Here is a 19,501-nt window from a genome sequence, read left to right on the forward strand (position 1 = left end):
AAGCACAATGACGACTGCCAAGGATGTCCTGAAAATGATCAAGGAGAACGACGTGAAGTACGTCGATCTCCGCTTCACCGACCCGCGTGGCAAGTGGCAGCACGTCACCTTCGACATCACCATGATCGACGAGGAGATCTTCGCCGAGGGCACGATGTTCGACGGCTCCTCGATCGCCGGCTGGAAGGCGATCAACGAGTCGGACATGCTCCTCATGCTCGACCCCTCGACCGCGCAGATCGACCCGTTCTTCGCCGAGACCACGATGTCGATCGTCTGCGACATCCTCGAGCCGTCGACCGGCGAGCCCTACAACCGCGACCCGCGCGGCATCGCCAAGAAGGCCGAGGCCTATCTGAAGTCGACCAAGATCGGTGACACCATCTTCGTCGGCCCCGAGGCCGAGTTCTTCGTGTTCGACGACGTGAAGTTTGCCGCCGAGCCCTATCACACCGGCTTCAAGGTCGACTCGTCGGAGCTGCCGACCAACTCCTACACCGACTACGAGGGCGGCAACCTCGGCCACCGCGTCCGCGTCAAGGGCGGCTACTTCCCCGTGCCCCCGATCGACAGCCTGCAGGACATGCGCGGCGAGATGCTCGCCTCCATGGCCAAGATGGGCGTGAAGGTCGAGAAGCATCACCATGAGGTCGCTTCCGCCCAGCACGAGCTCGGCATGAAGTTCGACACGCTGACGCACATGGCCGACCAGATGCAGATCTACAAGTACTGCATCCATCAGGTCGCCAACATCTACGGCAAGACCGCCACCTTCATGCCGAAGCCGGTCTTCGGCGACAACGGCTCGGGCATGCACGTGCACCAGTCGATCTGGAAGGGCGGCAAGCCGCTGTTCGCCGGCAACAAGTATGCCGACCTCAGCCAGGAGTGCCTCTGGTACATCGGCGGCATCATCAAGCACGCCAAGGCCCTGAACGCCTTCACCAACCCGTCGACCAACTCCTACAAGCGTCTGGTCCCGGGCTATGAGGCGCCGGTCCTGCTGGCCTACTCCGCCCGCAACCGCTCGGCTTCCTGCCGTATTCCGTGGACGGCCAACCCGAAGGCCAAGCGCGTCGAGGTTCGCTTCCCCGACCCGACCGCCAACCCCTACCTGGCCTTCGCCGCCATGCTGATGGCCGGCATCGACGGCATCACCAACAAGATCGATCCGGGCTCGGCCATGGACAAGGATCTCTATGACCTCCCGGCCAAGGAGCTCAAGAAGATCCCGACCGTCTGTGGTTCGCTCCGCGAGGCGCTCGCCAACCTCGACAAGGATCGCGCCTTCCTCAAGGCCGGTGGCGTCTTCAACGACGACTTCATCGACAGCTACATCGAGCTGAAGATGACCGAGGTCATGCGTTTCGAGATGACCCCGCACCCGGTCGAGTACGACATGTACTACTCGGTCTGATCCGGTCGGGCGGGCCTCGCGCCCGCCCCTCCCCGGCTCCCAAAGCGCCGGCAAGACCGATCACGATCTTCCTCCCGCCGCGCTCAGGCGCGGTCACCTTCCCAACGGGCGCCCTCGGGCGCCCGTTTTTCTTTTGCGTCGGCCGTCATGCGGCGGCGCGCTGCTGCGACCGCGCCACCAAGGTCGCGATCATCAATCCACACCACCATCGTGCGAATATGTCGCACCGCGCGAGATCGCGGACTCCACAACCGTTATCCGTTTGTTAGGGCTGTCCGACCCCTTCTGACCGGGCATTCATAAGGAGAATTCACCAAGTTTCGCGCCTGAGAGGTCCGATGTCCCTGGGTTCCTTCCGCATCACCACCAAGATCCTGACCATCGCGGTCGCGCTCAACCTGGCCCTCGTCGGCGTCGGCGCGATCGGCGTGACGTCTCTCCGTCAGCTGTCGTCCGACAGCGCAGCCGCTGCCGAGGTCGTCCGCGTCGTCGTCGCCTCGCCGCGCATCAACCAGAACCTGCTCGCCATCAACCGCGCCGAATTCGCGGTCGCCGCCAACCCGTCCCCGGACTTCATCCGGGATGTCGCCGCCGAGATCGCACGCGAGGCCGATCAGGCGCGTGAGCGCTTCGCCATCATTCGCGGGCTCGCGTTGCCGGCCGTGCAGGATGCCGTGCGCAAGGCCGAGGAGGCCTTCGCCGCCGCCAAGGCGCGCAGCGACGAGACGCTGGCCCTCGCCCGCCAGGTGCGCGGTGCGCCCACCCAGGAGCAGCGTGAGCGGCTGGCGGCCATGGCGCTCGCCAGCAAGGAAAGTTCCCACACGGCTCGAGCCCTGCTTGTCGAGACGACCAACCTGATCGTCGCCCATTCCCAGGCAATGGTGGGACAGGTCCGGACCACCGCCGATGCCCGGACCACGCTTCTCGCGATCATCATTGCCGCGGCCATCGTCGCCGGCATCGCGCTGGCGCTGCTGATCGGGCAGGTCGGCATCTCCCGTCCCATCGGCCGCATCAATGCCGTTCTCGGAGAGCTGGCGAAGGGCAATTTCCAGGTCGCCGCCTATGGCGCTGAGCGGAAGGACGAGGTCGGCGACATTGCCAAGGCCGCCGAGACCTTCCGGATCAATGGCATGGAGACCGAGCGGATGCGCGCCGAGCAGGAGGCCGCCAAGGCGGCCGAGGCCGAGAAGCAGAAGGCGATGATGAACGAGCTCGCCGATCGCTTCGAACAGGCCGTTGGCGGCATCGTCGACATGGTCTCCGCCGCCGCGACCGAAATGCAGGCGACCGCGACCCAGCTCTCGGCCTCGGCACAGGAGGCCTCGGCCCAGTCAACCTCGGTGGCGAGCGCGGCGGAAGAGGCCGGCGCCAATGTCACCGCCGTCGCCGGTTCGGCCGAGGAGCTCGGCGCCTCCGTCCAGGAGATCGGCCGGCAGGTCGAGCAATCCGCCACCCTCGCCCACAGCGCAGTTGGTGAGGCCGATGCCACCGGCTCCATCGTCGCAGAGCTGACGGAGGGAGCCGCCCGCATCGGCGCCATCGTTGAGATGATCTCGACCATCGCCAGCCAGACCAACCTCCTCGCCCTCAATGCCACCATCGAGGCGGCCAGGGCGGGCGAGGCGGGCAAGGGCTTCGCGGTCGTCGCCTCGGAGGTCAAGGGCCTCGCCTCGCAGACCGCCAAGGCCACCAGCGAGATCGGCGCCCAGATCGTCGCCATCCAGGAAACGACCAACAAGGCAGTCACGGCCATTGCCGGCATCACCAGCAGCATCCGCGCCATCGACCGGGCCACCACCTCCATTGCCTCGGCGGTGGACCAGCAGGGCTCGGCAACGCGAGAGATCGTCGCCTCGGTGAGCCAGGCCTCCACCGGCACCACCGAGGTCTCTTCGGCCATCACCTCGGTGGCCCAGGCCGCTGCCGAAACTGGTCACGGCGCGAGCCAGGTGCTCTCCGCCTCCTCCGACCTCGCGCGCCAGGCCGAGCGCCTGTCATCCGAGGTCCGGCAGTTCCTCGCGACCGTCCGGGCGGCCTGATCGGGCGTTCTCAGCCCGTGAATGACAGAGGGGCGCCATGCGGCGCCCCTTTCCGTCTGAGGCCCCTGGTCAGTTCGACAGCCGCGGCAGATTGCGGACGTTGAACCGCTGGCCTGACACTTCCATATCGCCCGGGACCATGCCGCCGATGCAGGCGGCGCCGAGCCACCGCGCCTGCTGCACCATCAGCGTCTTCTGCGGCGGGGCACCGGCCATCGTCACCGACCCTTCGATCCGCATCGTATAGCCGGCCTGAAAATCCCCCGACGCCACCGCGACCGACTGGGTGCGCATGCCGCCTATGTCGCAGTCGGTCTCGATCCGATAGGTGTCGCCGACGCGGCGAATGTCGTTGCGTCGGCACGACGCTCCCATGCCGCCCATCGCCTGGGCCATCAGCAGCTTTTCAGTCTCTGCGTCAGTGCAGACCCTGGCGAGCATCTCCGGACCACCCTGTCGCCCCTCGAGCTGCATGCGGATCTCCCACTGCCCGGGGCGTCGGGCCGGCAGGGTATCGCCGGTGGCCTGGGCGAAGGCGTGAGATGTGGGCGAGAGAGCGAGCAGAAGAATAAAAAGCCGGCGCATGGGGGTCTCCCGGGGATGTCGCGATGGACCGCGCACCCCATAGCGCCGTGATGATGTTTCAGCGCCATGTCGCGGATTCTTCGCAGCCGCAAGCCTTGATCGCGCGGGAGAACGACGAGCGACGGCGAGCACGGCCCCTGGCGATGAGCGCCTGAGCTCAGAGGATGAGGAAAGCCCCGGCCAGCGCCATGGTGATGGCCCAGGCGCCGATGCGCCCGAGCGTCCAGGCCGGATCCGTCTCGTCACCTGGCAGGACGAGGCTCGTCTCTTCCGGATCGATGCAGCCGAGGGCAAGGCCGGCGCGCTCCGCAGCACGCATCAGCTTCGCCAAATCCTGTTCGACGGTGACCAGTCCCAATACGCGGTCCATGACGCAACTCCGGAACGCCCCACCCTACTCCGCACGACCATGGACCGTCAGATGTAAACGAGGCCTTTGCGCCGGACGGGTCGCCGCTCCTGCATGCAGCGCATTGCACGCAGCTGTGACTTTTGGGTCGCAGGTGACGTAGGGTTGCGTCACCGGGCGGTCACATGGGCGCGCTTCAACTCGCCCAATCCGAAGGAGACAGCCATGAGCCAGGACATCCGCAACGCTTCCCAGCGCGCCGAAGACGCCGAGGACCGCGGCACCAGCCCGGCGGATGGCCCGACCCTCGGCGACATCGTTGCCGCCCGCTTCGGCCGGCGCGACCTGATGAAGGGCCTGCTCGGAGTGGGTGCCATCTCGGCGACGCTCGGCCCTGCTGCCCTCGCCTCCGGCACCGCTTCGGCTCAGGGCGCGGCCGCGGCCTTCGCCTTCCGCGAGCTCGATTCGACCCCGACCGACCGCGCCGAGGTGGCCGAGGGCTACAATGCCGAGGTCCTGATCCGCTGGGGTGATGCGGTCCTTGCCGATGCCCCGGCCTTCTCGCCCAGGGCCCAGACGGCCACTTCGCAGGCGCGCCAGTTCGGCTACAACAACGACTATCTCGGCTATTTCCCGTTGCCGGGCGCGGCAAACCCGTCCGCCCATGGCCTGCTCTGCGTCAATCACGAATATACCAACGAGGAGCTGATGTTCCCCGGCCTCGGCCGGCAGGACGCCGCGGGCCCGCTCGGCCGCGAGAAGGCCTTCGCCGGGATGACCAAGGAGCTCGCCGCCGTCGAGATGATGGCCCATGGCGGCTCGGTCCTGGAGGTCCGCCGCGATGGCGAGCGCTGGCAGGTCGTCTCCGGCTCCCGCTATGCCCGCCGCATCACCGCCGAGACGCCGATGGAGATCACCGGCCCCGCCGCGGGACATCCGCGCCTGCAGACCAGCGCCGACCCGACCGGACGCCGCGTCCTCGGCATGCTCAACAACTGCGCCGGCGGCCGCACGCCCTGGGGCACCTGGCTGTCCTGCGAGGAGAACATCAACGGCTATTTCTCCGGCCGCCTTGGCGAGGGCCATGCCGAGGCCGCCAACTATCGCCGCATGGGCATTCCCGGCCGCTGGATGAACTGGGGCGACTACGAGCCCCGCTTCGACCTGTCGAAGGAACCGAACGAGCCGAACCGCTTCGGCTGGGTGGTCGAGATCGATCCGTTCGATCCGACCTCCACCCCGAAGAAGCGCACCGCGCTCGGCCGCTTCAAACATGAGGGCGCCGCCGGCATCACCGCCCGCGACGGGCGCTACGTCCTCTATTCCGGCGACGACGAGCGCTACGACTACGTCTATCGCTTCGTCACCGAGGGCCGCGTCTCCGGCGATCGCGCCCGGGACATGACCCTGCTCGACTCTGGCACGCTGTCGGTCGCCCGCTACAATGCCGACGGCACCGGCGACTGGCTGCCGCTGGTCTTCGGCGAGGGTCCGCTGACCCCCGCCAACGGCTTCCAGTCCCAGGCCGACGTGGTGATCGAAGCGCGCCGCGCCGCCGACCTGCTCGGTGCCACCCGCATGGACCGCCCGGAGGATGTCGAGGCCAATCCGCGGACCGACAAGGTCTATGTCATGCTCACCAACAACAACCGCCGCAAGGCGGACGAGGTGAACCCGGCCAATCCGCGCGCCGACAACCGCTTCGGCCACATCGTCGAGATGCTGCCTGACGGCCGCGACCACGCCGCCCCGCGCTTCACCTGGGACATCCTGGTCCGCTGCGGCGATCCTTCCATCGCGGCGGTTGGCGCGACCTTCAACAGCCGCACGACGAAGGACGGCTGGTTTGGCATGCCCGACAATTGCGCCATCGACGCCGACGGGCGGCTGTGGATCGCAACCGACGGCAATTTCCCGAGCCGAACCGGCCGCAATGACGGCGTCTGGGCCATGGAGACCGAGGGCGACAACCGCGGCACCTCGAAGCTCTTCTTCAAGTGCCCCTTCGGCGCCGAGCTCTGCGGGCCCGAATTCACCCCCGATGGCGAGACCTTCTTCGTCGCGCTTCAGCACCCCGGCGAGACCGACCCGGAAGATCCCAATGCCGCGCCGGCGACCTACGAGAACCCGGCGACCCGCTGGCCGGATTTCTCGCCCGACATGCCGCCGCGTCCCTCGATCGTCGCCATCACCCGCAAGGGCGGCGGCAAGATCGGCAGCTGAGGCGTCACGTCACCGCGCGAGGTCGAGCAGCATCTGCGTCAGCGCGCCGTCGGGCGAGCGCATCGTGTCGAGGATAGAGAAATGGTCGGCCCCGGCGACCGGGACCAGCGGCCCGGTTGCGCCGGCCCGCTGCCGCGCCGCATGGAAGGCATGGGAATTGGCGACCAGCGCCGGCAGTTCAAGGCCGCCATAGGTGATGCCGAGCGGCTTCATCACGGCCGGGCGCCGCTGCGGCGACAGGTCGGCGATCTCGTCAGCGGTGAGGCGCAGGTTCTCGTTGAGATAGGTGCCCGCGAGCGGCGCGAGCTCGAAGATGCCTGATATGGCGAGGCCGGCCGTCACCGCCTCGTGGCTCAGCGCCATGGCGGCGAGATGACCGCCCGCCGACCAGCCCGCAACGATCAGCGGCCCGGCGACGCCGTGGCGCGGCCCGTCCGCCGCAAGGAGGTCGAGGGCGGCGCTGCATTCGCCGACGATGTCAGCGAGGCTCGCCTCCGGGGCCAGCGTGTAGCCGGGCATGGCGACCGACCAGCCATGGGCCATGACGCCCTCGCCGAGCACCGCGAACATCTCGCGGCGGTTCCGCATCCAGTAGCCGCCGTGGAAATAGACGAGACAGGGCGCGCCCGCCTCGCGCGCGGGATAGAGGTCCACCTTCTGCCGCTCCCCGGGCCCGTAGGGCACGTCCATGGTCGCGGCAAAGCGCTCGCGGATGACGGCGGATTCGGCGGTCCAGCGGGTGAAGGTGTTGGACCAGCTCGGCACCGCCTGGCCATTGTTGTAGGCGGCGTCGCGCAGGAACTGCGGGACGGGGCTGACATCGATCGGCATGGGCTTCTCCTGCCGCCACTGTGCCACGCCGATCGCCACGCGCCAGCCTTACCGGCGCGGATCATCCCCGCAGCGCAGCGCTGTCCCAAAGACGAAAAAGCCGGGCGCGAAGCCCGGCTTTTCCACGAGGATCGGAACAGGTCCGAAGCGGATCAGCGCTTCGAGAACTGGAAGGAGCGGCGAGCCTTGGCCCGGCCGTACTTCTTGCGCTCGACCACACGGCTGTCGCGGGTGAGGAAGCCTTCCTTCTTCAGCGCGCCACGCAGCTCCGGCTCGTAATGGGTGAGAGCCTTGGAGATGCCATGGCGCACCGCGCCGGCCTGGCCGGAGAGACCGCCGCCGGCCACCGTGACGACGATGTCGTACTGGGTGTCACGGCCGACGAGCACCAGCGGCTGCTTCAGCAGCATCCGCAGCACCGGACGGGCGAAATAGACGTCGAGGGCACGGTCATTGACCGTGATCTTGCCCGAGCCGGGCTTCACCCAGACGCGGGCGACCGCGTCCTTGCGCTTGCCGGTGGCATAGGCGCGGCCCTGCTTGTCGAGCTTCTGGACGTGACGCGGGGCTTCCGAGCCACCGGTCTTCAGGGCGCTGAGGCCCTCGAGGGACGAAACGGTCTCAGCCATTGTCAGGCCCTCACGTTCTTCGAGTTCATCGCGCCGACATCGAGCGCGACGGGCGCCTGGGCCTCGTGCGGGTGCTTGTCACCGCCATAAACGCGCAGGTTCGACATCTGCTTGCGGCCGAGCGGACCGCGCGGGATCATGCGCTCCACCGCCTTCTCGACGATGCGCTCCGGGAAACGGCCGTCGCGGATGGTCTTGGCCATGCGCTCCTTGATGCCGCCGGGATAGCCGGTGTGGTGGTAGTAGGCCTTCTGGTCCCACTTGCGGCCGGTGAAAACCACCTTGTCCGCGTTGATGATGATGACATTGTCACCGCAATCGACATGGGGGGTGTAGGTGGCCTTGTGCTTGCCGCGCAGGCGCATCGCCACGATCGTCGCAAGACGGCCCACAACAAGGCCCTTCGCGTCGATCAGAACCCACTTCTTGTCGACCTCGGCGGGCTTCGCCACATAGGTCTTCATGGTCGTGTCTTCCGGAAAAGAGAAATCGGAAGCGACGAGCGGCAGGCCGTTCGACGCGTCGGCAGGGCTATAGAAGAGCGCCCCGCCGCCGTCAATGTCGATCTACCCATTTTTCATAAGCGAATTCAGAGGCTTATAAAATAGGTATTTTGATACCGGTGTTTTTAGCCCTGAAATGCAAGCACTTGGTCGGTTCGCCTCTTCCCCTCAGGGGCGCTTGGGGATCTCGAGGCCGCGCTGAACGGCGGGACGCGCCAGGCAACGCTCCAGCCAGGCCGGCACCGCCTTGAGCTCGCCATAGGCGACGAGATCGCCCGCGCCGTAGAAGCCGATGAGGTTCCGCACCCAGCCGAGCAGCGCCATGTCGGCGATGGTGTAGTCGTCGCCCATGATGAAGGCGCGGTCGGCAAGGCGCGTCTCCAGCACGCGGATGAGGCGGTGGGATTCGGCGCGGTAGCGCTCCAGCGGTCGCTTGTCCTCCCATTCGCGCCCGGCGAATTTGTGGAAGAAACCGAGCTGGCCGAACATCGGGCCGACCGCCGCCATCTGGAAGAAGACCCACTGGATCGTCTCGATGCGCGCCACCGGATCGGCGGGCAGGAATTGGCCGGTCTTCTCGGCGAGATAGAGCAGGATCGCGCCGCTCTCGAACAGCCCGATCGGCTTGCCGCCCGGGCCATCGGGATCGATGATCGCCGGGATCTTGCCGTTGGGGTTGAGCGACAGGAATTCCGGCCCCCAGGTCTCGTTCTGGCCGATATTGATCGTGTGCCGCTCGTAGGGGAGCCCGGTCTCCTCCAGCATGATCGACACTTTCACGCCGTTCGGTGTCGGCAGCGAATAGAGCTGGATGCGGTCGGGATGGGCGGCCGGCCAGCGGCGCGTGATGGGGAAGGCGGACAGATCGGACATGAGGGCTCCTCGGGGCCGTCCACGTGACGGCTCGCCACAGATGGGCAGTGAGCCTCGCCGATCAACCGTCCCAAGCCAAGCGGCCCGTGACGCTCCCGGCGATGTGATGGCCCGCTGATCGGCCGCTCGGCCCAGTTGAGCGCCTGCGCGGGGCGGCGCAGGCTGACCGTCAGAGCCGGGCAAGCCGGCCCATCGTCGTCAGGAAACGCCCCCGAGGATGCCACCCATGCCCATGGTGACCCCGCCCGCCGGCCATATCGGCCCCTTCGCCGGGCTCGACGTGCCCTGGCTTCTCGCGATGCGGGCGGACAAGCGCGGCGACCATCCCTTCATCGTCTGGACGCCCTTCGAGCGACCGGCCGTCACCCTCACGTATCGGGCCTTCCACAGCTGCGTCGGGGCGCTGGCCGCCGGCCTCGCCCGCCGCGGAATCAAGCCGGGCGAGTTCGTGCTGATCCACCTCGACAATTGCATTGAGGCGCTGCTTGCCTGGTATGCCTGCGTCGAACTCGGCGCCATCGCGGTGACCACCAACACCCGTTCGGCCGGGCCGGAGATCGCCTATTTCGCCGAGCATTGCGGCGCGGTGGCCGCGATCACCCAGCCTGCCTATGCCGATCTCGTCGCGGCGAACTGCCCGGCCCTGCGCTGGCTTGCGGTCAGCGACAATGACGGCGGCGAGCCGGCTCTTGGCGCCCGCATGCCTGGGACGGCCGAGCGCTTCGACGCCCTCTTCGCCGATGCGGCCGACCGCCCGTCACGCCCTCGCGATCCGTTCTGGCCTTGCTCGGTCCAGTACACATCCGGCACGACGGCACGGCCGAAGGCGGTGCTCTGGACCCATGCCAATGCGCTCTGGGGCGCCAAGGTCAATGCGGCCCACGAGGACCTGAGGCCCGAGGACGTGCATCTCGTCCACCTGCCGCTCTTCCACACCAATGCGCTGGCCTATTCCGTCCTCGCGAGCCTTTGGGTCGGGGCCACCGCGGTGATCATGCCGCGTTTCTCGGCAAGCCGGTTCTGGGGCATTGCCGCCGAGCACCGCTGCACCTGGACGTCGGTGGTCCCGTTCTGCACCCGCGCGCTGATGGAGCGCGATATCCCCAAGAGCCACACGTTCCGGCTCTGGGGCAGCGCGGTCTGCGAGCCGCCCACCGATGCGATCTTCGGCGTGAAGACCATCGGCTGGTGGGGCATGACCGAGACCATCACCCACGGGATCATCGGCGAGGTGACGCAGCCGAACATCCCCATGGCCATCGGCCGGGCCGCGCCGGAATACGAGATCCGCGTCCTCGACGATGACGGTAGCCCGACGCAGGTCGGCGGCACCGGCCACCTGCGCATCCGCGGCATTCCCGGCCTCACCCTTTTCAAGGAATACCTGTTCAACTCCAAGGCGATGGCGGAGAGTTTTGATCCAGAGGGTTATTTCATCACTGGCGACCGGGTGAAACTGCTGGAGAACGGCTTCATCCGCTTCGGCGACCGCGACAAGGACATGCTGAAGGTCGGCGGCGAGAATGTCGCGGCCTCCGAGATCGAGCAGGTCATCGTCCAGGTTCAGGGGGTGCGCGAGGTGGCCGTCGTGGCGAAGAAGCACCCGATGCTCGACGAGGTGCCGGTCGTTTTCGTCATCCCGCAGGCGGATGCCGCGCCCGACCTTCCCGACCGCATCATCACGGCCTGCCGGTCAGCCCTCGCCGACTTCAAGGTGCCGCGCGAGGTGCATCTCGTCGATGACATGCCGCGCTCGACACTCGAGAAGATCGCCAAGGCGGAGCTCCGGAAGCGGCTGGAGGCGTGATGTCCCCCCTCACCGCTCCGGCGGGATCGAATAGGTGCCGGTCGCGTGGGCGACGAGGTCGTCCACCTCCCCGTCGGACCAGATGGCCACTTCGCCCACCGCCAGCCGCTTGCCGAGCTTCAGCAGCCGGCATTCCGCGACGAGATCGCGCTGCGCCGGTTTCTTGAGGAAATTGATGTTGAGATTGGTCGTCACCGCCAGAGCCACCGGGCCGATCGAGGCGAGGATCGCCACATAGAGCCCGGTATCGGCCAGCGTCATCATGGTCGGGCCGGAAATGGTCCCGCCGGGCCGGAGTTGCCCGGGGTCGTAGCGGCAACGCATCCGCGCGAATTTCGGCCCCACGGCCTCCACCATGAAGGTCTTGCCCGGCCCGAAGACCTGCGGGAACTCGGTCGCGAGGAAGGCCTCCATCTCGGGGACCGTCATGCGGGCGGCGGCATCGGTGGGCATGGGGCTATCGCGCTGGCGGGGGACGGACCGCCCTTCGGCGGCCTTGCGAGCGCGACGATAGCGGGCCAAGGTCGCGCCCGCTCCTCTTGCAAAAGGCGGATGCCGCTTGTCTGACGCTCCCTCGCCCGCCCCCACCATCGCCGCGCCGATCCTGCGCCGCGCGGATGCGGATGGCATTGCGACGCTGACCCTTGATGACCCGTCGAGCCGCAACGCCCTGTCGGAGCGGATGATCGCGAGCCTGTCCGACACGCTTGCCGCCATCGCCGCGGACCGCAGCATCCGCGCCGTGGTGCTCACCGCCGTCGGTCCCTGTTTCTCATCCGGCCACCATCTCAAGGAGATGAGCGCCCGCCGCGCCGATCCGGACCGCGGCCGCGCCTATTTCGCCGAGATCCTCGGCCGCTGCTCGGCGATGATGCAGCAGGTCGTCGCCCTGCCCCAGCCGGTCATCGCCGCCGTCCAGGGCCTCGCCACCGCCGCCGGCTGCCAGCTCGTCGCCACTTGCGACCTCGCCGTGGCCTCATCCGAGGCGCGGTTCTGCACGCCCGGCGTCCATATCGGCCTGTTCTGCTCGACGCCCATGGTGGCGCTGTCGCGCAACGTAGCGCGCAAGCACGCCTTGGAGATGCTGCTCCTCGGCGATGCGATCCCCGCCGACGAGGCTTTTCGCATGGGCCTCGTGAACCGCGTCGTAACGGCCGGCACCGAACTCGCCGAGGCGACCGCGTTCGCCGCCCGCATCGCCGCCAAGTCGACGCTGACGGTGAAGGTCGGCAAGCGCGCCTTCTCCGATCAGCTGGAAATGGGTCTCTCCGACGCCTATGCCCATGCCAGCGCCGTGATGGTGGAGAACATGCTCGCCCGCGACGCCGAGGAGGGCATCGCCGCCACCCTCGAAAAGCGCCAGCCGCGATGGGAAGACCGGTGAACCACGACAGCTATTCCGACGCAACGATCCGCGGAATCCTTTCGGACGTGAAGGTCATCGCCATGGTTGGCGCCTCCGCCAATGCGGTGCGCCCCTCATATTTCGTGCTGAAATACCTGCTCGACCGCGGCTACCGCGTTCATCCGGTCAATCCCGGCCTCGCCGGCCAGGAGATCCTCGGCTGCCGCGTTTACGCCAGCCTCGCGGACATCCCCGAGCCCGTCGACATGGTGGACATCTTCCGCAATGCGGAGGCCGCCGCGGCCATCGTCGAGGAGGCCATCGTCCTCCCCCAGCGCCCGAAAGTGATCTGGATGCAGCTCGGCGTGCGCAACGACGACGCCGCGGCCCGCGCGGAGGACGCCGGCATGACCGTCGTCATGAACCGCTGTCCGAAGATCGAGCTCGGACGCCTCTCCTCGGAGATCGCCTGGATGGGCGTCAATTCCCGCACCATCTCGGCCAAGCGCGCGCCGCAACTGAAGGCTGGAAAGTTCCAGAAGCTCGGCCTCAGGACCACCTTCCAGCGCGACTGAAGCGGGCTGTCGCGGAGCCCGCCGCCGACGGAACAGGCCCGCTGTCTCGACACGAAAATAGAAAATCCTGTTTCATTGACCCGCCAGATGGCGGCGCGATAGACAGAAATTCTACGAAATGCCGGCGGAGAGCCGGTCAGGAGGAAAGACCATGGCTGATCGCGCACCCGGCTTCGCCACCCTCGCCGTCCATGCCGGCGCCCAGCCCGATCCGACCACCGGCGCAAGGGCGACGCCGATCTACCAGACGACCTCCTTCGTCTTCGACGATGTCGACCACGCCGCCTCGCTCTTCGGCCTGCAGGCCTTCGGCAACATCTACACCCGCATCGGCAACCCGACGAACGCCGTGCTGGAGGAGCGTGTCGCCGCACTCGAGGGCGGCACGGCGGCGCTCGGCGTCGCTTCCGGCCATGCGGCCGAGTTCCTTGTCTTCCACGCCCTGCTGCAGCCCGGCGACGAGTTCGTCGCCTCGAAGAAGCTCTATGGCGGCTCGATCAACCAGTTCAATCATTCCTACAAGAGCTTCGACTGGCGCGTGGTCTGGGCCGACCAGGACGATCTCGCGGCCTTCGAGGCGGCAGTGACGCCGAAGACCAAGGCGATCTTCATCGAGAGCATCGCCAACCCCGCCGGCAACATCACCGACATTGCCGGCATCTCCGCCATCGCCAAGCGCCATGGCATCCCGCTCATCGTCGACAACACGCTGGCGACCCCCTACCTCATCCGCCCCTTCGAGCACGGCGCCGACATCGTCGTGCATTCCGCCACCAAGTTCCTCGGCGGCCACGGCAATTCGATCGGCGGCGTCATCGTCGACGGCGGCTCCTTCGACTGGGTGAAGTCCGGCCGCTATCCCTTCCTCACCGCGCCCCGCCCCGAATATGGCGGCATCGTCCTCGCCGAGACTTTTGGCAATTTCGCCTTCGCCATTGCGGTGCGCGTGCTTGGCCTGCGCGACCTCGGGCCGGCGCTCTCGCCCTTCAACGCGTTCCAGATCCTCACGGGGATCGAGACCCTGCCGCTGCGCATGGAGCGGCACTCCGCCAATGCAATGAAGGTGGCGGAGTTCCTGTCGACCCACCCGAAGGTCGCCTGGGTGTCCTATCCGGGCCTTCCCGGCGACAAGGGCCATGCGCTCGCCAAGAAGTACACGCCGAAAGGCGCCGGCGCAGTCTTCACCTTCGGCCTCAAGGGCGGCTATGCGGCGGGTGTGAAGCTCGTGTCGGAGGTGGCGCTCTTCTCCCACCTCGCCAATGTCGGCGACACCCGTTCGCTGATCATCCACCCGGCCTCGACGACCCACCGCCAGCTTTCCGACGAGCAGAAGACGGTGGCCGGCGCGGGGCCCGAGGTCGTGCGCGTGTCGGTCGGCATCGAGGATGTCGCCGACATCATCGCCGATCTGGACAAGGCGCTGGCGGCGGTGTGAGGCCGTCTGGCCCCCTGACGCGCCATCTCGGCGTCGTCATGCCCGCCCTTGTGGCGGGCATCCACGACTTGACCACCGCCTGAAGAGAATTCGTGGATGCCCGGGCCAAGCCCGGGCATGACGGAGAGGTGAGTGCTGTCCGATCGCGGTGGCCCCGAGCCCCGCCCTACTCCGCCGGCACGGCCCGCCCAGCCGGCACCGCCTGCAGCCGCGGCGCGCGGGTCAGCGCGAAGACATGCGACAGTGCGTGGCCCAGCACCAGCACGGCGAAGCCCTGGTGCAGGAGGCCGGCCCAGAGCGGCACGACCAGAACCAGCGTCACCACGCCAATGACAGCCTGCGCCGTTACCAGCCCGAGCAGCACCGTCGCGCCCTTCGCATATACCGTGCCGCGCGCCGACAGCATGTGCCAGACCGCCAGGGCCAGCAGCCCATAGGCGACGAGGCGATGGTTGAACTGCACCAGCGCCAGCGAGTCGATGAAGGCTTCGCCGATGGTGGCCTTGTCGAAGAGCACGGCCATGGGCGGGATGATCGCGCCATCCATCAGCGGCCAGTCGTTGAAGCGCATGCCCGCCTTGTTGCCGGCGACCAGCGCGCCGAGCGCGATCTGCAGCGCGAGAACGGCCAGCACGGCGATGCCGCCGCGGCGGACGATATCCGGCACCGGCTCGCGGCGTCGCTCCGGCATGAGACGCAGCGCCGTCCAGACCAGCAACGCGAAGATCAGGCAGGCCAGCGACAGGTGGACCATCAGCTTCAGCGGCGCGACATAGACCATGCCGGGCTTGAGACCGGAGGCCACCATCAGCCAGCCGACGAAGCCCTGAAGCGCCATGAGCAGGCCGATGCCGAAAGTGCCGGCGGCGAGCCGCGCCGACATGAAGCCCCGCGCCGCAAAGAAGATCCACGGCAGCAGCATGGCGGCCCCGACGAGCCGTCCAAGGAAGCGATGGCCCCATTCCCACCAGTAGATGAACTGGAAATCGCCAAGGCTCATGCCCCTGTTGATCGCCTGGTACTGCGGGCTCGCCCGGTACTTGTCGAATTCGAGCGCCCAGTCGGCCGCCGAGAGTGGCGGGATGGAACCCGTCACCGGCTTCCATTCGGTGATGGAGAGGCCGGAATCCGTCAGCCGCGTCGCGCCGCCCACGATCACCATGGCGAAGACCAGCGCGGCCACGCAAAGCAGCCAGATGCGCACGGCGCGGTGGGCGGCGGGAGCGCTCGAAACGGTCGCGGGCGCCGTCATGCGGCGATCCTCCGGCTTGTGAACTTTCGTAAGGGCGAGATATAGCCCTGCCCCACCGCCCGGCAAGGCGGCAACCGGACACGGTCATCACGCATGCGTCAGCGCACCCGCAAGTTCTTCGGCACGATCCTCCTGCTGGTCTGGGTGACCTTCTACGCCCTGATCGTGATGGCGATCATGCACAATGCCGTCCGCCGCTTCGGCCCCATCGGCGAGCCGCTCTTCTATGCCGCCGCCGGCGTCGCCTGGATCCCCGTGGCCATGCTGGTCATCTGGTGGATGGGCCGGCCCGACCCCGAGGAGGACGAGGCCTGATGGCCACTCCAACGATCTTCAACGCGACGGGGTCGCCGCCTCAGAGCAGGCCGAGCTCGGCCAGTTCCTTGGCGAGTTCCGGCGGCAGGTCCTTGGTCGCGCCCGAAGAAAGGTCGGCCGGCGCGTCCTTCGGATCAAGGTAGCGCCAGCCCTGGAACGGGCCCTTTCGGCGCGGCTGCACCGGGTGGATCACCGGTTCGAGGACGAGATCGCAGCGCGACACGCCCTCGCCGTCGGTGAAGGGGCGGATCTCGATGAGGCGCTGGCGGCACTGGATGACGCCCTTGATGACCCAGTAGAGCGAGCCCTCGCCGACGATCTCGTCACCGCGCTTCGGCTGCATCCGCGTCGTGTGGATCTGCTCGCCAAAGGTCTTGATGCGCCAGTCCACCCATTCCTGGAGGTCTTCGACCGAGTCGGCGCCGACGCAGAGCTTGATGAGATGGAGGGTCATGCCTCCCTATCTAGCGCGGCCCCCGGCCACCCCCAAGGGCCGGGCCTTCAACGGTTGGGGACAAGCGGCGCGGGACGCAGGGCGAGCGCCATGCACAGGTCGGTGCGCCAGAACGGCCCGTCGCGCCGGGCGGCGATGACGACGCGCTGGGTGACCTGCAAGGGGATGCCGCAGGAGGCGGGGCTGGCGGGCGTCAGCAGGGTCAGCGAGGTGACGTCCGGGCCCTTTTCGAGGCGGGTGACGTCGATCGTAGCCTGCAACTGGCCGCGCGCGAGGGTGACCACGGCGACGGTGCCCTCGAAGACGATATCGGCGCGCTGGATGATCTCGGCGCGGGAGAAATTGAAGCACTGGCAGGCGGCTGCGGGTGTCGCGGCGAGGAGGAAGGCCGCGAGGGCGAGGAAAGCGGTACGGATGCGCTGAACAGGCTGCAAGAAGGCAAGTGCATCCTTCGAGGCTCGGCTATCGCCTCGCACCTCAGGATGAGGAATGGGGAGACCTGCATGGCGGTCGAGTGCCGCGTCAGCCCAGCCGCATATCGACCGTCCTGCCACCCACAACCTCCTCATCCTGAGGTGCGAGCCCACGGGCGATGCGTGAGCATCGTCCGATGGCGAGCCTCGAAGAACGCACTTCAGTGCTGCAGCAAGACCTCCGAGGGAAAGCATAGCGTCTTGTGCGATCCCTATCACGCCGCCTTGTCCTGCGCCGCCTCGATGGCCGCGACAGGCGCGCCCTCTGCCACCTGCTCGCCGGCGGTGACCGAGACCGAGGTCACGACGCCGTCGCTCGGGGCGAGCAGCGTGTGCTCCATCTTCATCGCCTCGATGACCGCGACCCGGTCGCCCTTGGCAACCTGCTGGCCCGGTTCGACGAAGACCTGCACGACCTTGCCATGCATCGGCGCCTTCACCGACCCGCCGCCGTCGAGATGGTCAAGGTCGACGTCGAGCGGGTCGAAGGCGCGGACCTCGGTCTGCCGGCCGTTGCGAATGACGAAGACGCGGCCCGGGACACTCACAATCTGTACGTCGGGCGGGTAGTGGCGCGGGTCGTTGGCGTGAACGAAGGTCTCAAGGTAGCCAGTATAGCCCCGCCATTGCCGCAGTATGGAAACGCGCTCGCCGTCGACCTCAACAACCGGCAAGCCCTCTACGAAATGGACGAGACCAAGAACCCTTTCACCGTCGACGACTATGTCGATGCGCTGGGCCGGACGCGTTTCTGACAGCGCGAACCCATCAGCTGACATGATGCTCCAGGGTGAGAGACCATCAGTGTGGCTTGGATTTCGCCACAGGCGTTGCATCTGTCGCTGGACGATCGTCAGCCCTCCCACCGCCGCCGCCTTCGCATCCATCGGCTGCGGTACGGCCCCCAGCGCCTCGACGTTCCGGTCGATGAACCCCGTGTCGAAATCCCCGGCCCTGAAACCCTCCGCCTCCGTCAACGCCTTCAAAAACGTCACGTTGGTGCGCGGACCCGCCACCACGGTTCCCGCCAGCGCCGCGCCCAGCCGGTCCAGCGCCTCGTCGCGCGTCGCGCCATGGGCGATCACCTTGGCGATCATTGGGTCGTAATAGGGCGAGACCTCAGCCCCCTCTTCCACACCCGTATCGATGCGCACGCCTTCCGCCTTGCCGAACTCCAGCGCGTGCAGCGTGCCAGTCGACGGAAGAAACCCCTTCTCCGGGTCCTCGGCATAGAGCCGCGCCTCGACGGCATGGCCGTGGATGGCGAGGTTCTCCTGCATCAGCGGCAGCGGTTCGCCCGCCGCGACCCGGAGCTGCCACTCCACCAGATCCTGCCCGGTGATCGCCTCGGTCACCGGATGCTCCACCTGCAGGCGGGTGTTCATCTCCATGAACCAGAACTTGGTGGGATCGAGCCCGTTGGACCCGTCGGCGATGAACTCCACCGTCCCCGCGCCGACATAGCCGACCGCCCGCGCCGCCTCGACCGCCGCACGGCCCATGGCCTCGCGCATCGCCTCGGGCATGCCGGGGGCCGGGGCCTCCTCGATGACCTTCTGGTGGCGGCGCTGCAGCGAGCAGTCACGCTCGAAGAGGTGGACGACGTTGCCTTGGGCATCGCCGAACACCTGGATCTCGATATGCCGGGGCGAGAGCACGTATTTCTCGATCAGCACCCGCGGATCGCCGAACGCGCCTTGCGCCTCGCGCTGCGCCGAGGCCAGCGCCTCGTCGAAATCCATGGCCTTGTCGACGCGCTTCATGCCCTTGCCGCCGCCGCCGGCGACCGCCTTGATGAGCACGGGATAGCCGACCTCGTAGGCCTTCTCCTTGAGGAATTTCGGGTCCTGGTTGGCGCCGTGATAGCCTGGCACGACCGGCACGCCGGCCTTCTGCATCAGCGCCTTCGCGCCGTCCTTGAGGCCCATGGCGCGGATGGCCGAGGCGGGCGGCCCGACGAAAACGATACCGGCGGCCTCGCAGGCCTCGGCGAATTCAGCGCGCTCGGAGAGGAAGCCGTAGCCCGGATGGATGGCCTCGGCCTTGGCCTGTTTCGCCACCGCGATGATTATCTCGATGACGAGATAGCTCTCGCGCGCCGCCGCCGGGCCGATCGGATAGGCCTCATCCGCCATGCGCACATGCATCGCCCCGGCATCGGCCTCGGAATAGACGGCGATGGTCCTCAAGCCCAGCCGCTTGGCGGTCTTCATGACGCGGACGGCGATCTCGCCGCGATTGGCGATGAGGACGGAGGAGAACATGCACGCCTCGGCTGGACTGCGGGGCGCCGACTTTACCCTGTTCGCCCTGCGATTCCAGCGGTCCGAAGGGGCGAGCGCCGCGCATGGCCTCTCTTCCCCCTGCCGCCTTGCACGCGCCATGAAGCGGCG

General features: G+C 67.5%; 19 protein-coding genes. 8 read left to right on the plus strand and 11 right to left on the minus strand.

Going from position 1 to position 19,501, the window contains the following annotated elements:
* Positions 1-7: 7 nt before the first annotated feature.
* Positions 8-1,417, plus strand: coding sequence for a type I glutamate--ammonia ligase (gene glnA, locus O9344_RS09335; RefSeq protein WP_298475635.1), 1,410 nt, complete (start codon positions 8-10; stop codon positions 1,415-1,417).
* A 338-nt stretch (positions 1,418-1,755) separates the two neighbouring features.
* The gene (locus tag O9344_RS09340; RefSeq protein ID WP_298475638.1) at positions 1,756-3,459 is read left to right on the plus strand and encodes a methyl-accepting chemotaxis protein; all 1,704 of its coding nucleotides are present in this window, start codon (positions 1,756-1,758) and stop codon (positions 3,457-3,459) included.
* Positions 3,460-3,528: 69 nt separating this feature from the next.
* Here the strand turns inward: O9344_RS09340 and O9344_RS09345 are convergent, their stop codons facing one another.
* Together O9344_RS09345 and O9344_RS09350 are read right to left on the minus strand one after the other, a co-directional pair.
* Complete coding sequence (locus tag O9344_RS09345) at positions 3,529-4,044, minus strand: DUF3617 family protein (protein WP_298475641.1); 516 nt, start codon at positions 4,042-4,044, stop codon at positions 3,529-3,531.
* A gap of 157 nt (positions 4,045-4,201) precedes the next feature.
* A complete protein-coding gene (locus O9344_RS09350; protein ID WP_298475644.1) occupies positions 4,202-4,414 on the minus strand; it encodes a hypothetical protein in 213 nt (70 codons plus the stop codon).
* Positions 4,415-4,618: 204 nt separating this feature from the next.
* On the opposite strand from O9344_RS09350, the gene O9344_RS09355 reads away from it, so the two are divergent.
* A complete protein-coding gene (locus tag O9344_RS09355; protein WP_298475647.1) occupies positions 4,619-6,616 on the plus strand; it encodes a PhoX family phosphatase in 1,998 nt (665 codons plus the stop codon).
* 9 nt (positions 6,617-6,625) lie between these two features.
* Here O9344_RS09355 and O9344_RS09360 read toward each other — a convergent pair whose 3' ends face one another.
* The 4 genes from O9344_RS09360 to O9344_RS09375 form a co-directional block, all read right to left on the minus strand.
* Positions 6,626-7,447, minus strand: coding sequence for an alpha/beta hydrolase (locus tag O9344_RS09360; RefSeq protein ID WP_298475650.1), 822 nt, complete (start codon positions 7,445-7,447; stop codon positions 6,626-6,628).
* Positions 7,448-7,599: 152 nt separating this feature from the next.
* A complete protein-coding gene (rpsI, locus tag O9344_RS09365) occupies positions 7,600-8,076 on the minus strand; it encodes a 30S ribosomal protein S9 (protein WP_298475653.1) in 477 nt (158 codons plus the stop codon).
* A gap of 2 nt (positions 8,077-8,078) precedes the next feature.
* Positions 8,079-8,540 carry a 50S ribosomal protein L13 gene (gene rplM, locus O9344_RS09370; protein WP_298475657.1) on the minus strand — a complete coding sequence of 154 codons (462 nt, stop codon included), beginning with the start codon at positions 8,538-8,540 and terminating at the stop codon, positions 8,079-8,081.
* Positions 8,541-8,747: 207 nt separating this feature from the next.
* Complete coding sequence (locus tag O9344_RS09375; protein ID WP_298475659.1) at positions 8,748-9,452, minus strand: glutathione S-transferase N-terminal domain-containing protein; 705 nt, start codon at positions 9,450-9,452, stop codon at positions 8,748-8,750.
* Between the two features lie 226 nt (positions 9,453-9,678).
* Here O9344_RS09375 and O9344_RS09380 point away from each other — a divergent pair, with 226 nt between their 5' ends.
* Entirely contained in the window at positions 9,679-11,259 is a 1,581-nt protein-coding gene (locus tag O9344_RS09380) for an AMP-binding protein (protein ID WP_298475663.1), read from the plus strand.
* A gap of 9 nt (positions 11,260-11,268) precedes the next feature.
* Here O9344_RS09380 and O9344_RS09385 read toward each other — a convergent pair whose 3' ends face one another.
* Positions 11,269-11,712, minus strand: coding sequence for a PaaI family thioesterase (locus O9344_RS09385; RefSeq protein WP_298475666.1), 444 nt, complete (start codon positions 11,710-11,712; stop codon positions 11,269-11,271).
* Positions 11,713-11,818: 106 nt separating this feature from the next.
* On the opposite strand from O9344_RS09385, the gene O9344_RS09390 reads away from it, so the two are divergent.
* The 3 genes from O9344_RS09390 to O9344_RS09400 all read left to right on the plus strand — a co-directional run bounded on the left by O9344_RS09390 (position 11,819) and on the right by O9344_RS09400 (position 14,614).
* Positions 11,819-12,643 (plus strand): enoyl-CoA hydratase, encoded by an 825-nt coding sequence (locus O9344_RS09390; RefSeq protein WP_298475669.1) that lies wholly within the window; start codon positions 11,819-11,821, stop codon positions 12,641-12,643.
* Positions 12,640-13,179, plus strand: a complete 540-nt coding sequence (locus O9344_RS09395) for a CoA-binding protein (protein ID WP_298475672.1) — start codon at positions 12,640-12,642, stop codon at positions 13,177-13,179. The genes O9344_RS09390 and O9344_RS09395 overlap by 4 nt, the downstream gene beginning before the upstream one ends.
* 151 nt (positions 13,180-13,330) lie before the next feature.
* Positions 13,331-14,614, plus strand: coding sequence for an O-acetylhomoserine aminocarboxypropyltransferase (locus O9344_RS09400; RefSeq protein ID WP_298475675.1), 1,284 nt, complete (start codon positions 13,331-13,333; stop codon positions 14,612-14,614).
* A 166-nt stretch (positions 14,615-14,780) separates the two neighbouring features.
* Here O9344_RS09400 and O9344_RS09405 read toward each other — a convergent pair whose 3' ends face one another.
* A complete protein-coding gene (locus O9344_RS09405; protein WP_298475678.1) occupies positions 14,781-15,866 on the minus strand; it encodes a COX15/CtaA family protein in 1,086 nt (361 codons plus the stop codon).
* A gap of 93 nt (positions 15,867-15,959) precedes the next feature.
* On the opposite strand from O9344_RS09405, the gene O9344_RS09410 reads away from it, so the two are divergent.
* Positions 15,960-16,181 (plus strand): DUF2842 domain-containing protein, encoded by a 222-nt coding sequence (locus O9344_RS09410; RefSeq protein WP_298475681.1) that lies wholly within the window; start codon positions 15,960-15,962, stop codon positions 16,179-16,181.
* Positions 16,182-16,221: 40 nt separating this feature from the next.
* Here O9344_RS09410 and O9344_RS09415 read toward each other — a convergent pair whose 3' ends face one another.
* From O9344_RS09415 to O9344_RS09425, 3 genes are all read right to left on the minus strand, one after another.
* On the minus strand, positions 16,222-16,635 hold the full coding sequence (locus O9344_RS09415) for a DUF1489 domain-containing protein (RefSeq protein WP_298475684.1): 414 nt from the start codon (positions 16,633-16,635) through the stop codon (positions 16,222-16,224).
* A 47-nt stretch (positions 16,636-16,682) separates the two neighbouring features.
* On the minus strand, positions 16,683-17,069 hold the full coding sequence (locus tag O9344_RS09420; RefSeq protein ID WP_298475686.1) for a hypothetical protein: 387 nt from the start codon (positions 17,067-17,069) through the stop codon (positions 16,683-16,685).
* Positions 17,070-17,323: 254 nt separating this feature from the next.
* The gene (locus O9344_RS09425; RefSeq protein WP_298475689.1) at positions 17,324-19,372 is read right to left on the minus strand and encodes an acetyl-CoA carboxylase biotin carboxylase subunit; all 2,049 of its coding nucleotides are present in this window, start codon (positions 19,370-19,372) and stop codon (positions 17,324-17,326) included.
* Positions 19,373-19,501: the final 129 nt, after the last annotated feature.

This window comes from Phreatobacter sp., from assembly GCF_027532945.1.
Lineage (GTDB): Bacteria > Pseudomonadota > Alphaproteobacteria > Rhizobiales > Phreatobacteraceae > Phreatobacter.